Source organism: Streptomyces sp. GSL17-111, from assembly GCF_037911585.1.
Lineage (GTDB): Bacteria > Actinomycetota > Actinomycetes > Streptomycetales > Streptomycetaceae > Streptomyces.
Map to the genome: position 1 here is coordinate 2,125,873 of NZ_JBAJNS010000001.1, position 12,774 is coordinate 2,138,646.

The following is a 12,774-nucleotide window of genomic DNA, read 5'->3' on the forward strand; positions in this document are numbered from 1 at the left end:
GGTGTGCCACGACGAGGCGGACGCCCCGCTTCGACCGACCACGATCAGGCCCGCCGCTCTGCGAGAATGGCCCGCATGGCTATCGATCGTCCTCGCGTGCTCTCCGGTATCCAGCCCACGGCCGGCTCCTTCCACCTCGGCAACTACCTCGGTGCCGTCCGGCAGTGGGTGGCCCTCCAGGAGACCCACGACGCCTTCTACATGGTCGTCGACCTGCACGCGATCACGGTCCCGCAGGACCCGAAGGAGCTGCGGGCCTCCACCCGGCTCGCCGTCGCGCAGCTCCTGGCCGCCGGGCTCGACCCGGACCGCTGCACCCTCTTCGTGCAGAGCCACGTCCCCGAGCACGCGCAGCTCGGCTGGGTCATGAACTGCCTGACCGGCTTCGGTGAGGCGTCCCGCATGACGCAGTTCAAGGACAAGTCCGCCAAGCAGGGCGCCGAGGGGACGACGGTGGGCCTGTTCACCTACCCCGTGCTCCAGGTCGCCGACATCCTGCTCTACCAGGCCGACCAGGTGCCCGTCGGCGAGGACCAGCGCCAGCACATCGAGCTGACCCGCGACCTCGCCGAGCGGTTCAACGGCCGCTTCGGCCGGACGTTCAACCTGCCGGCGGCCTACATCCTCAAGGAGACGGCGAAGATCTACGACCTCCAGGACCCGGCGGCCAAGATGAGCAAGTCCGCCGCCTCCGCCAAGGGGATCATCTCGCTCCTCGACGAGCCGAGGACCACGGCGAAGAAGATCAGGAGCGCGGTGACGGACACCGGCACGGAGATCGTCTACGACCCGGAGAACAAGCCGGGTGTCAGCAACCTGCTGACCATCTACTCCACGCTCACCAGTACGCCCGTCGCCGAGCTGGAGCAGCGGTACGAGGGCAAGGGCTACGGCGCCCTCAAGACGGAGCTGGCCGAGGTCGTGACCGACTGGGTGACACCGTTCCGCGAGCGGACGCAGGAATATCTGGGCGACCCCGAGACGCTGGACTCACTTCTGGCCAAGGGCGCGGAGAAGGCCCGCACCGTCGCCGCCGAGACGCTCGCCGCCGCCTATGACAAGGTGGGCTTTCTGCCCGCGAAACACTGACAACCGCCCCGAACCGGGCGGCGGGCCCCGCTCGCCCGGTTCACCCGCACCACACGTTTCACCGGTTTCATTCGCACCACTGGCACCAACCGTTTCATCCGTTCCGTCCGGACAGCAGGAGGGAGACGACGTGGGGACCGTCACGGTCGGCGTATCGATCGCGGTCCCGGAGCCGTACGGCAGCATGCTCCAGCAGTGCCGCGCGGGCTTCGGGGACTCCGCTGCCCACAGCATCCCCACCCACATCACGCTGCTCCCACCCACCGAGGTGGAGGCGGCGGACCGGCCGGTCATCGAGCAGCACCTGGCGGCCGTCGCCGCCGCCGGGCAGCCCTTCCCGCTCCGGCTGTCGGGCACGGACACCTTCCGGCCCCTGTCCCCCGTCGTGTTCGTGCGCCTCGCCGAGGGGGCGGCGTCCTGCGCCGGGCTCCAGGAGCGGGTGCGGGCTCCGGAGGGGCCGCTCGCGCGGGAGCTGAACTTCCCCTACCACCCGCACGTCACCGTCGCGCACGGCATCGACGAGGCCGCGATGGACCGCGCGCAGGAGGAGCTGGCCGACTTCGAGGCGGCCTGGCTGATCACCGGCTTCGCCCTCTACGAGCAGGGCACGGACGACGGGGTGTGGCGACTGGTGCGGGAGTTCCGGTTCCCCGGCAGACCGCCGCTGCCGGCCGTCCCCCGGCAGGCGGGGATGTCACGCCCGGCGGCCCCGGCGCCCTAGCGCGCCGGGGCCGCCGCCCTGTCGCGCCGCAGGCCGCGCCGGGTCTGTCGGCAGCGCCTCGGGCCTGTCGGCAGCGCCTCGGGCCTGTCGGCCCCCTTGACACCTCTTCGCAGGGGTAGAAGGGGCCCATGGAATGGCTGACCCGGTTGCCCGTCATCGGCCCGCTCGTCGTGCGTCTGACCAGGACGCACGCCTGGCACGCGTACGAACGGCTGGACACGACGCACTGGACGCGGCTGGCCGCGGCCGTCACCTTCACCAGCTTCCTCGCGCTCTTCCCCATGATCGCGCTCGGAGCCGCCATCGCGGCCGCCTTCCTGAGCCAGGAGCAGATCGACACCGCGCAGGACTGGCTGTCGGACCAGGTGCCCGGCATCTCCGACCAGATCGGCATCCAGTCCTTCGTCGACAACGCCGCCACCGTCGGCGTCATCGCGGGTGCGGCGCTGCTCTTCACCGGCCTGGGCTGGGTGGAGTCGCTGCGGCAGTGCCTGCGGGAGGTCTGGCTGCTGCCGGACGATGAGGTCAACCCCGTCCTGGCCAAGGCGAAGGACCTGGCCATGCTGGCCGGGCTGGGCGGGGTCGTCGTCGTGTCACTGGCCGGATCGGCGTTCACGGTGGGGGCCGTGGACTGGGCGGCCGGGGCCCTGGGCGTCGAGCGCGGCGGTCCGGCGGGCTGGCTGCTGCGGATCGTCCCCGTCCTCGCGGCCGTCGGCGTCGACCTCCTGCTCCTGGGGTACCTGCTGACGCGCGTGCCGGGCGTGCGCCCCGGGCGGGGCGCCCTCCTGACCGCCGGGCTCATCGGCGCGGTGGGTTTCGAGCTGCTGAAGCTGCTGATCGGCGGCTACCTCACGGGTGTCGCGGGCAAGAGCATGTACGGCGCCTTCGGCGTCCCCGTGGCGCTGCTCGTGTGGATCAACCTGATGGCGAAGCTGCTGCTGTTCTGCGCCGCGTGGACGGCGACGGAGGACTACGCGAACAGCGCTGACGGCGCCGACGGCGCGGACGCCGGGGCCGGGGCCGCCGACCGACACCGGGCGGACGGCGGGGATGAGCGCACGGCGAGCCACCCGACACCCGCCGGGGGCGCCGCCTGACCGGGCGCGCCCGGTCCACCCGACACCCACACAGCTGTTCGGTGTACCCTCCACCGTCGACAGTCCCGCCCATCCCCGGCCGCAGTACGAAGGAACCGACATGTCCGACACCGTGTCCGACGCCCGGTCGGCCCTCCCCGAGGACGACGACCCCACCGGAGCCGGCGCGTCCGCCGACCCGGCCCGGTTGCTGCGGCGCCGGCTGGAGCGGCTGATCGGGACGCCCGCGACCGAGGGCAACAGCGTCGTCCCCCTGCGCAACGGCGACGCCATCTTCCCCGCGATGCTCGACCGCGTCCGCCGGGCCCGGCACACCGTGGACATGATGACCTTCGTCTACTGGCGCGGGGAGATAGCCCGGGAGTTCGCCGCCGCCCTGGCCGACCGGGCCCGCGCGGGCGTCCGGGTGCGGCTGCTCCTCGACGGGTTCGGCTCCCGTCCCATCGAGGGGGACCTGCTGGAGGCCATGGAGGCGGCCGGCGTGCACGTCGTCTGGTTCCGCGAACCGCTGTGGCTCTCGCCGTTCAAGCAGAACCACCGCTGCCACCGCAAGGTCCTGGTCGTCGACGAGGAGGTGGCGTTCACCGGCGGTGTCGGCATCGCCGAGGAGTGGTGCGGCGACGCCCGCGACACGAGCGAGTGGCGGGACACCCACTTCGAGGTGCGCGGCCCCGCCGTGGACGGCATCGCCGCCGCCTTCGCGCAGACCTGGGCCGAGTGCCGGCCCGACCTGTTCGACGAGCGCGACCGGTTCTGCGACCACCCCCCGGCGGGCGACGCCGTCGTGCAGGTGGTGCGCGGGTCGGCGAGCATCGGCTGGCAGGACATGCAGACGCTGATGCGCATCGTCCTGGAGTCCGCCCGGACGCGGCTGCGGCTGGCCACCGCCTACTTCGCCCCCGACGACTACTTCGTGGAGCTGCTGTGCGCGACCGCGCGGCGCGGCGTCACCGTGGAGATCCTGCTGCCGGGCCCGCACACCGACCAGCGCGTCTGCCAGCTCGCGGGCCAGAACCACTACAACGAGCTGCTCGCCTGCGGCGTGCGCATCCACCAGTACCTGCCGACGATGATGCACGCGAAGGTCGTCACGGTGGACGGCATCGCCTCGCTCATCGGCTCGACGAACTTCAACCACCGCTCGCTGCACCACGACGAGGAGGTCATGCTCGCCGTGATCGACGAGCGGCTGACGGCCGAGCTGGACGCCCACTTCGACGAGGACCTGACCCGCAGCGAGCCCGTCTGCCCCAAGCGGTGGCGGACCCGGCCCGTCCTGCAGCGGGCGGGCGAGATCGCCACGGCCCCCGTGCGCCGCTTCCTCTGACTCCGCACCGGCCGGGGGCCGCCGACGGACGGCGGCCCCCGGAGGGTGTCAGCGGAACGTCAGTGGAAGAAGTGCCGCGTGCCGGTGAGGTACATCGTCACCCCGGCCGCCTTCGCGGCCTCGACGACGGCCTCGTCCCGCACCGATCCGCCCGGCTGGACCACGGCCTTCACGCCCGCCGCCGTCAGCACCTCGAGCCCGTCGGGGAACGGGAAGAACGCGTCGGACGCCGCGTAGGAGCCGGCCGCCCGCTCCTCCCCCGCCCGCTGGACGGCGAGCTTGGCGGAGTCCACCCGGTTGACCTGGCCCATGCCGACGCCGACGGTCGCCCGGTCCTTGGCCAGCAGGATGGCGTTCGACTTCACCGCCCGGCAGGCGCGCCAGGCGAAGGCCAGCTCCGCCAGCTCCGCCGCGCCCAGGGCCTCGCCGGTGGCGAGCGTCCAGTGCGCCGGGTCGTCGCCCTCGGCCTGGAGCCGGTCCTTGACCTGGAGCAGGGCGCCGCCCTCGACGGGACGCAGCTCCGTCCGGGCCGCCGGGGCGTCGGGGCAGCGCAGGACGCGGATGTTCTTCTTCCGGGTCAGCACCTCCACCGCGCCCGCCTCGTAGTCGGGGGCGACGACGACCTCGGTGAAGATCTCCGCGACCTGCTCGGCCATCGCCACCGAGACCGGTCGGTTGACGGCGATGACGCCGCCGAAGGCCGAGAGCGGGTCGCAGGCGTGCGCCTTGCGGTGTGCCTCGGCGACATCGGCACCCACCGCGATGCCGCACGGGTTGGCGTGCTTGATGATCGCGACGCACGGCTCGTCGTGGTCGTGCGCGGCACGGCGGGCGGCCTCGGTGTCGACGTAGTTGTTGTACGACATCTCCTTGCCGTGCAGCTGCTCGGCGGCGGCCAGCCCACCGGAGCCGTCGGTGTAGAGGGCCGCGCCCTGGTGCGGGTTCTCGCCGTAACGCAGGACGTGCGCCCGCTCGTAGGCCGTGCCGAGGAAGGCCGGGAACTCCCCGGCGCCCGCGTCCTCCTGCCCGTCGGCGTCCCGAGCCGTGTAGTCACCGGCGAACCAGCCCGCCACGGCGACGTCGTAGGCGGCGGTGTGGGCGAACGCCTCGGCGGCCAGCCGCTTGCGGGCGGCCAGCTCGAAGCCGCCCTCGACGACGGCCCGCAGGACGTCCGCGTACCGGCCGGGGTTCACCACCACGGCCACGGACGGGTGGTTCTTCGCGGCGGCGCGCACCATGGACGGGCCGCCGATGTCGATCTGCTCCACGCAGGCGTCGTCCGAGGCGCCCGAGGCGACCGTCTCCCGGAACGGGTACAGGTTCACCACGACCAGCTCGAACGGCTCCACGCCCAGCTCGGCGAGCTGGTTGCGGTGGTCCGCGAGTCGCTGGTCGGCGAGGATGCCGGCGTGCACGCGCGGGTGGAGGGTCTTGACCCGGCCGTCGAGGCACTCGGGGAAGCCGGTCAGCTCCTCGACCTTCGTGACCGGGACACCGGACGCGGCGATCCGCGCGGCCGTGGAGCCGGTGGACACCAGCTCCACACCGGCCGCGTGGAGTCCCTGCGCCAGCTCCTCCAGACCCGTCTTGTCGTAGACGCTGACCAGCGCGCGGCGGATCGGCCGCTTCGTACCTTCGGCGGTCATGCCGGAATCCGTACCTTTCGTCCCTCAATGCTGTAGCCGTCGCGGGCGAGGCGTCCCACGACGTCAACGAGCAGGCGTCGCTCGATTTCCTTGATCCGCTCGTGCAGAGCGGCACCGTCGTCCGCGTGGTCCTCGTCCCGGACCTCCACCACGCCCTGCGCGATGATCGGGCCGGTGTCGACGCCGTCGTCGACGAAGTGGACCGTGCACCCGGTGACCTTCACGCCGTACGCGAGCGCGTCGCGCACGCCGTGCGCCCCGGGAAAGCTGGGGAGCAGCGCCGGGTGGGTGTTGACGAACCGGCCGCCGAAGCGGGCCAGGAACTCCTTGCCGACGATGCGCATGAACCCCGCCGAGACGACGAGGTCGGGCGCGTGGGCGGCGGTGGCCTCGGCGAGCGCCGCGTCCCACTCCGCCCGCGTCCCGTGGTCCCGCACCCGGCACACGAACGTGGGCAGCCCCGCCCGCTCGGCGCGCTCCAGCCCCGCGATGCCCTCCCGGTCGGCGCCGACGGCGACGATCCGTGCCCCGTACGCCTCCGGGCCGAGGCGCTCGACCTCGTCGATGAGCGCCTGCAGGTTCGTACCCGAGCCGGATACGAGCACGACAAGCCGGGCAGGGGACACAGGAGTGGCCACGGCGGGGCTCTCTCTCGGTCTGCGGACTCGGGCTACGACGATGCGTGGTGCGATCGGACGAACAACGGAGGCGGGAGATTCCGGGGAACCCTACGAAGCGGCCGATCGTCAGCAACGATACCGGCACGGCTCCCCGCCCCCCACGGGACGGTGCGACGGCCAGCGGGTAGCGTCTGCCGTACGGTTCCGTGCCCGCCGCCGACCGGCGCGTGGGGACGCGGAAGGACGAAGGGGAAGACACACACCACATGACGGAGCGACGCCGCGCCTTCCGCCAGTCCGGGCGGACCGGGCAGTCCGGGCAGCCGGGCCGGTCCGGGCAGGACGACAACCCCTTCGCCCCTCCACCCGAGGGCAGCCCCGACCAGCCCTGGCGCCCCAGGACGCCGGCCTCCGGCGGCTCGGGCGACGAGGACCGGCAGGGCGACGACCGGGACGACAGCGGCCGGGACGACAACGGCTCACGCGACCAGGGCGGGGACGACTCCGCCCGGCGCAAGTGGGGCAGCCAGTGGAGCAGCCGCCAGCCGCGCCGTCAGGGCGGCGGCTTCGGCAGCTCCGGCGGCCCGGGCGAACCGGGCTCCGGCGGCGACGGCCCGCGGGACGCGGGGCCGAGGTCCGGGGGCCCGCGCTGGGACCCGCGCGACCCGGTGCAGCGCCACGCCCGCTACGCGGCGGTGTCCGGCACGTGGGGCCTGCTGCTCGCCGTGTTCCAGCTCCTGCCGCTCGGGCTGCTGTTCGGTGCGCTGGCCGTGCACTGGGGCATCAGCGCGTTGCGCGGGGCCCCCGGGGCGAAGCGGTCGGAGGACGCCCCCCGCTCCGCCGTGGCCGACGTCACCGGCGCCCGGGCCTCCGGCGGCGCCTCCGGCGACCGTGGTGCCGTGGCGCGCACGGCTGTGCCCGGCCTGGTCACCGGCGCCCTGGCGATCCTCGTCGTCGCCGGGGCCTACACCTTCCAGCTCGTGAACCACGACTACTACTCGTGCGTGGAGGACGCCCTCACCACGGTGTCCCGCGAGGAGTGCAAGGAGCTCCTGCCCGAGCCGTTCCGCGACAACGCGCTGTTCGACACCGACCGCTGAGCCGACGCGGAGCCGAGCGCTGAAACAGCCCCGCACTCAGGGACGGCGGTGCCGGCCCGGCCCCGGGGCCGGGCGCAGCGACACCTTGGCGCGCGGCGGATCCGGCACCGGCGGCTCGGCGGGCGGTCCGGCCGGAGGACCCGAGCGCCACACCGGGTCGAAGTCCGGCATCAGCCCGCCGGAGACCTCCTTCAACGCGGCCCACCGGCTGTGCCGGGAACCGGTCTCGTGCCAGGCGCCCGCCGGCTCCTCGGGCGCCGGGCGCAGCGTCGCACACCAGGCGGTGAACCGGCGCCACACCAGCACGGCCGCCAGCAGGGGGTGCGGGTCGCGCAGGCGCCACCAGCGCACCAGCAGGGCCGTCGGGACGGAGGCCAGCGCCGTCCAGCCCAGCGCGGCGCCCCCCGTCCACCACCACACCGGGCCGACGGCGGCGAGGGCGCCGGTGCCGAGCGGACCGCCGGAGAACGCGGCGAGGGCCGCCACCGCGAGACCGCAGCCAAGCGCGCCGAGGGCCGCCGTGGCCACCGTCGCTGGCCCCGTCGCCGCACCGTGCCGGGTGCCCGGCACGGGCACGCCCGCCCGTCCCGTGCACCAGCCCGCCGCCCAGCCCGCCGCGAGCGGCACGGCACCGGCGGCCGTCCAGGCCAGCGGCCCGCCCGGCCCCTCCCCCGGCACGGCGGCGAGCAGCGGCAGCGACGGCAGGACGGGGTGCGGCGTCGTCAGCAGCGGTCCGACGACGCTGCCCGCCCCGAGCGAGAAGCCGGGGCCCAGGCCGTAGGCGGCGGCCCACACCGCCACGTTCGGGGCCAGGGCGACGCAGAGCAGCAGCACGGCGATCTCCCCCGACCAGCTCGACGCCAGGCGGGGGAAGGCGTCCTGCGCCGCTCCGCCCCGGGCCAGCAGCGCCGCGGCGGCGAGCACGGCACCGCCGCCGCACAGCACGACCGTCCCCACCGCCGCCGTTCGCACGGCCGCCCCGGCGCGCGGGCCGTTCGGACGCTCGCCCCCGAGGCGGGACGGCAGCCGCGGCGCCGGTCGTCCCCGAACCGCCCAGCCGGCGAACGTCAGGGTGGCGAGCGTCAGCCCCGGCACGTACAGCGCCGCGCTGAGCGGCTCGACGGGCAGCGGCCCGTCCAGCGTGAACCACGCCGCCGCCGTGCCGACCGTCAGGTACCCGGCGGCCACCAGCGCCACGGACCGCCGGTCCGTGGCCCCCGTGAGCCGCACGACCCGGTACAGCAGGAACACCGGCAGCGCGGTCAGCAGCATCGGGGTGACGCCGAGCGGCGCGGCGCCGCCGCCCAGGGTGTCGGGGCGTACGAGGTCGGCCCCGTGGGCCAGCAGCCACAGCGCCGCCGCCACCCGCAGCGCGCCCTGGGCGCCGCTGTCGGGGTACGGGGAGAGGATCCACAGGAGGAGGGCGGGCATGGCGAGCAGCGCCAGCCCCAGGCAGGCGGCGAACGCGCCCTCCACGAGTCGGCCCACGCTCGGCCCGGACACCGGTCGGCGGACGTCGTGCTGTGTCTCTCGGCTCACCCGGCCATGCTGCCAACAACACCCGTTTCGCCCGGGTAGCGGGCGAAAGCTCGTGGTGTCGCCCACTATGACGGTATGGACGTCGTCACGCAGGGTGGGCAGCGGGCATGACCGCTCCGCACCGCAAACGCGCTCAGCAACTGGCCCGGCAGCGCCGCCGCGCGGTGGCGCGCGCCCGCAGGCGGGCGGCGGCCGGGCAGGCGACGACCAGGCCCCCCGCGTCCGGCCGGAATCCGACGGCGCCGCGCCCCGAGCGCGCGGCGGCCGACGCGGCCGCACCCGTGCGGCCGTCCGGGGCCACGGCGACGGACCCGGTGCCCGCGCCGCCGGAGCCCGGCGGTCCGCCGGACGTCGCGGGGGGTGCGGAGGAGGCGCCGGACCGGGACGATCCCGTCGCGGACGAGCACGCGGACGAGCGCGCGGAGGGGCCCGCCGAGGACGACGCGGGCACGGCGCCGGACGGCGCGGCGCCCGGGGCCCGCCCGCCACGACCGGCGCCGGGCTGGGCGCTGGGCGGGGCGGAGGCCGACGCGTTCGCCGCGCGGCACGGCGCGGGCGACCGGCGCGGCACGGCCACCACGCAGGACGCCCGCCTCGCGTTCGACACCCTCTACGAGCGCGGCGTCCGCTCGTTGACCCGGCAGACGTACCTGCTCACCGGACGGCGCAGGCTCGCCGAGTGGGCGGTGCGGCGTGCCTTCCACACGGCCTGGGAGCGGTGGCCGGAGGTCGCCGTCGACCGCGACCCGGTGGGCTGGGTGCGCGCGGCCGCCCACGACCTGGCGCTCTCCCCGTGGCACCGGCTACGGCCGAGGCTGTCGTCCCCGGAGGCGTACCCGGGGGTGCCGGAGGACGGGGCGCTGCTGGAGGCGCTGCTGTCGCTGCCCCCCGTCCACCGCCGGGTGCTGCTGCTCCACGACGGCGTCGGCCTCGGCCTCGCCGAGACGGCGGCGGAGACGGAGGCCAGCACCCCGGCGACGGCGAACCGGCTGCTGGGCGCACGGGAGACGCTGGCCACCCACGTGCCGGAGATCGCGGGGACGGAGGCGTCCGCCCGTGGCCCGCTCATCGCGCGCCTCCTGCACCGGCTCGCGGCCGCCCAGCCGCTCCGCGTCCCGCCGGCCCGCGACGTCCGCCGGGGCAGCGACCGGCTGACGTTCGGCCGCACGGCGGCGGCCTGCGGGGTGACGGCCCTGGTCGTGGCCGCCACGTCGTTCACCGTGGCGACCACCGAGCGGGGGGATCTGCTGCCCACGGGCATCCCCGCGGCCGTCCGGCACCTGGCCGAGTAGGACCGGCGGCCGGAAACGGGTCCGGGCCCGCTCCCAGCGAGGGAGCGGGCCCGGACCCGTGCGCGCGGCGACGGCGCGCGGTGCGCGGTGTCAGCCGCCGAGGAGCTCGCGGGCCAGCCGCGCGGTCTCCGACGGGGTCTTGCCGACCTTGACGCCGGCGGCCTCCAGGGCCTCCTTCTTCGCCTGGGCGGTGCCGGACGAGCCGGAGACGATGGCGCCGGCGTGGCCCATGGTCTTGCCCTCGGGGGCGGTGAAGCCCGCGACGTAGCCCACGACCGGCTTGGAGACGTTGGCCTTGACGAAGTCGGCCGCACGCTCCTCGGCGTCGCCGCCGATCTCGCCGATCATGACGATCAGGTCGGTGTCCGGGTCGGCCTCGAACGCCTTGAGGGCGTCGATGTGGGTGGTGCCGATGACCGGGTCACCGCCGATGCCGACGCAGGTGGAGAAGCCGATGTCCCGCAGCTCGTACATCATCTGGTACGTCAGCGTGCCGGACTTCGACACCAGGCCGATGCGGCCCGGCTTGGTGATGTCGGCCGGGATGATGCCCGCGTTGGACTGGCCCGGCGTGATCAGACCGGGGCAGTTCGGGCCGACGATGCGGGTCTTGTTGCCCTTCTTGCCCGCGTAGGCCCAGAAGGCGGCGGTGTCGTGCACCGCGATGCCCTCGGTGATCACCACGGCGAGCGGGATCTCGGCGTCGATCGCCTCGACGACGGCGCTCTTGGTGAACTTCTCCGGGACGAAGATGACGGTCACGTCGGCGCCGGTGGCCTCGATGGCCTCCTTCACGCCGCCGAAGACCGGGATCTCGGTGCCGTCGAAGTCGACGGTGGTGCCCGCCTTGCGCGGGTTGACGCCACCGACGATGTTCGTGCCCGAGGCCAGCATGCGCCTGGTGTGCTTCTGGCCCTCGGAGCCGGTCATCCCCTGGACGATGACCTTGCTTTCCTTGGTGAGGAAGATAGCCATGGTTCGGTTGTCCTCGTGTCCTTTGAGTCCTGGGGCCCGGATTACTTCGCGGCCAGCTCGGCGGCGCGGTCGGCGGCACCGTCCATGGTGTCGACCTGCTCCACCAGGGGGTGGTTGGCGTCGGTCAGGATCTTGCGGCCGACCTCGGCGTTGTTGCCGTCCAGACGCACGACCAGCGGCTTGCTGACGTCCTCGCCCCTGGACTTGAGCAGCTCCAGGGCCTGCACGATGCCGTTGGCGACGGCGTCGCAGGCGGTGATGCCGCCGAAGACGTTGACGAACACGGACCTGACGTCCGGGTCGCCGAGGATGATCTCCAGGCCGTTCGCCATGACCTCGGCGGAGGCGCCGCCACCGATGTCGAGGAAGTTGGCGGGCTTGACGCCGGAGTGCTTCTCGCCGGCGTAGGCGACGACGTCGAGGGTGCTCATGACGAGCCCGGCGCCGTTGCCGATGATGCCGACCTGGCCGTCCAGCTTCACGTAGTTGAGGCCCTTGGCCTTGGCGGCGGCTTCGAGCGGGTCAGCCGCGGCCTTGTCCTCCAGGGCCGCGTGGTCCGGCTGGCGGAACTCGGCGTTCGCGTCCAGCGACACCTTGCCGTCCAGCGCGATGACGCGGCCTTCGGCCGTCTTCACCAGCGGGTTGACCTCGACGAGGAGGGCGTCCTCCTTGATGAAGACGTCCCACAGGCGCTGGAGCACGACCACGATCTGGTCGGCCAGCTCGGCCGGGAACCTGGCGGCCTCGACGATCTCCCGGGCCTTCTCCTCGGTGACGCCGTCGATGGCGTCCACGGGGATCTTGGCCAGCGCCTCCGGCTTGGTGGCGGCGACCTCCTCGATGTCCACACCACCCTCGACGGAGGCCATGGCCAGGAAGGTGCGGTTGGTGCGGTCCAGGAGGAAGGAGACGTAGTACTCCTCCGCGATGTCCGCGGTCTGGGCCAGCATCACCTTGTGGACCGTGTGGCCCTTGATGTCCATGCCCAGGATCTGGCCGGCCTTCTCGACGGCGTCGGCCGGGTCGGCGGCGAGCTTCACACCGCCCGCCTTGCCACGGCCACCGGTCTTCACCTGCGCCTTCACGACCGCGCGACCGCCGAGGCGCTCGGTCACCTCGCGCGCCGCCTCAGGCGTGTCGATGACTTCACCGGCCAGCACCGGTACGTCATGCTTGGCGAAGAGGTCCCTCGCCTGGTACTCGAACAGGTCCACGCGCGTCCGTCCCTTAATCCGTTATCGCGGTTCGTTGTCAGCGTGGGCGTGCCGCGTGGCCGCGTGTGGCGGGGGTACGCGGCATGTCCGTCTCGCAGGGTAGCCGTGTCCACTTGTGCATGCCTAAATCGCACGTCACACCGGCGCGGTGAGA

At 74.0% G+C, this 12,774-nt stretch carries 11 protein-coding genes; 6 read left to right on the forward strand and 5 right to left on the reverse strand.

All coding sequences use genetic code 11. From position 1 onward, the window contains the following. Positions 1–75: 75 nt before the first annotated feature. The 4 genes from trpS (at position 76) to V6D49_RS09190 (ending at position 4,234) form a co-directional block, all read left to right on the forward strand. Entirely contained in the window at positions 76–1,089 is a 1,014-nt protein-coding gene (trpS, locus tag V6D49_RS09175; RefSeq protein ID WP_340558690.1) for a tryptophan--tRNA ligase, read from the forward strand. A 130-nt stretch (positions 1,090–1,219) separates the two neighbouring features. After that, positions 1,220–1,810 (forward strand): 2'-5' RNA ligase family protein, encoded by a 591-nt coding sequence (locus V6D49_RS09180; protein ID WP_340558692.1) that lies wholly within the window; start codon positions 1,220–1,222, stop codon positions 1,808–1,810. Between the two features lie 128 nt (positions 1,811–1,938). Next, on the forward strand, positions 1,939–2,907 hold the full coding sequence (locus V6D49_RS09185; RefSeq protein WP_340558693.1) for a YihY/virulence factor BrkB family protein: 969 nt from the start codon (positions 1,939–1,941) through the stop codon (positions 2,905–2,907). A 100-nt stretch (positions 2,908–3,007) separates the two neighbouring features. Further along, positions 3,008–4,234 carry a phospholipase D-like domain-containing protein gene (locus V6D49_RS09190; RefSeq protein WP_340558695.1) on the forward strand — a complete coding sequence of 409 codons (1,227 nt, stop codon included), beginning with the start codon at positions 3,008–3,010 and terminating at the stop codon, positions 4,232–4,234. A gap of 59 nt (positions 4,235–4,293) precedes the next feature. Here the strand turns inward: V6D49_RS09190 and purH are convergent, their stop codons facing one another. After that, complete coding sequence (gene purH, locus V6D49_RS09195) at positions 4,294–5,880, reverse strand: bifunctional phosphoribosylaminoimidazolecarboxamide formyltransferase/IMP cyclohydrolase (RefSeq protein ID WP_340558696.1); 1,587 nt, start codon at positions 5,878–5,880, stop codon at positions 4,294–4,296. After that, positions 5,877–6,518, reverse strand: coding sequence for a phosphoribosylglycinamide formyltransferase (purN, locus tag V6D49_RS09200; RefSeq protein WP_340558697.1), 642 nt, complete (start codon positions 6,516–6,518; stop codon positions 5,877–5,879). The genes purH and purN overlap by 4 nt, the downstream gene beginning before the upstream one ends. Before the next feature lie 248 nt (positions 6,519–6,766). Here purN and V6D49_RS09205 point away from each other — a divergent pair, with 248 nt between their 5' ends. After that, positions 6,767–7,600 carry a hypothetical protein gene (locus V6D49_RS09205; RefSeq protein WP_340558699.1) on the forward strand — a complete coding sequence of 278 codons (834 nt, stop codon included), beginning with the start codon at positions 6,767–6,769 and terminating at the stop codon, positions 7,598–7,600. Between the two features lie 36 nt (positions 7,601–7,636). Here V6D49_RS09205 and V6D49_RS09210 read toward each other — a convergent pair whose 3' ends face one another. Next, complete coding sequence (locus V6D49_RS09210) at positions 7,637–9,139, reverse strand: cell division protein PerM (RefSeq protein WP_340558701.1); 1,503 nt, start codon at positions 9,137–9,139, stop codon at positions 7,637–7,639. Between the two features lie 107 nt (positions 9,140–9,246). Between V6D49_RS09210 and V6D49_RS09215 the strand changes: the two genes are divergently transcribed. After that, a complete protein-coding gene (locus V6D49_RS09215; protein ID WP_340558702.1) occupies positions 9,247–10,431 on the forward strand; it encodes a hypothetical protein in 1,185 nt (394 codons plus the stop codon). A 90-nt stretch (positions 10,432–10,521) separates the two neighbouring features. Here the strand turns inward: V6D49_RS09215 and sucD are convergent, their stop codons facing one another. Both sucD and sucC read right to left on the reverse strand, forming a co-directional pair. Further along, entirely contained in the window at positions 10,522–11,406 is an 885-nt protein-coding gene (gene sucD, locus V6D49_RS09220; protein WP_340558703.1) for a succinate--CoA ligase subunit alpha, read from the reverse strand. Positions 11,407–11,447: 41 nt separating this feature from the next. After that, positions 11,448–12,620 carry an ADP-forming succinate--CoA ligase subunit beta gene (sucC, locus tag V6D49_RS09225; protein WP_340558705.1) on the reverse strand — a complete coding sequence of 391 codons (1,173 nt, stop codon included), beginning with the start codon at positions 12,618–12,620 and terminating at the stop codon, positions 11,448–11,450. Positions 12,621–12,774 lie beyond the last annotated feature (154 nt).

Coding starts and splice junctions, on each gene's coding strand:
- V6D49_RS09205 (WP_340558699.1), top strand. CDS start 6,767: ATGACGGAGCGACGCCGCGCCTTCCGCCAGTCCGGGCGGACCGGGCAG.
- V6D49_RS09215 (WP_340558702.1), top strand. CDS start 9,247: ATGACCGCTCCGCACCGCAAACGCGCTCAGCAACTGGCCCGGCAGCGC.
- V6D49_RS09190 (WP_340558695.1), top strand. CDS start 3,008: ATGTCCGACACCGTGTCCGACGCCCGGTCGGCCCTCCCCGAGGACGAC.
- V6D49_RS09185 (WP_340558693.1), top strand. CDS start 1,939: ATGGAATGGCTGACCCGGTTGCCCGTCATCGGCCCGCTCGTCGTGCGT.
- purH (WP_340558696.1), bottom strand. CDS start 5,880: ATGACCGCCGAAGGTACGAAGCGGCCGATCCGCCGCGCGCTGGTCAGC.
- sucD (WP_340558703.1), bottom strand. CDS start 11,406: ATGGCTATCTTCCTCACCAAGGAAAGCAAGGTCATCGTCCAGGGGATG.
- trpS (WP_340558690.1), top strand. CDS start 76: ATGGCTATCGATCGTCCTCGCGTGCTCTCCGGTATCCAGCCCACGGCC.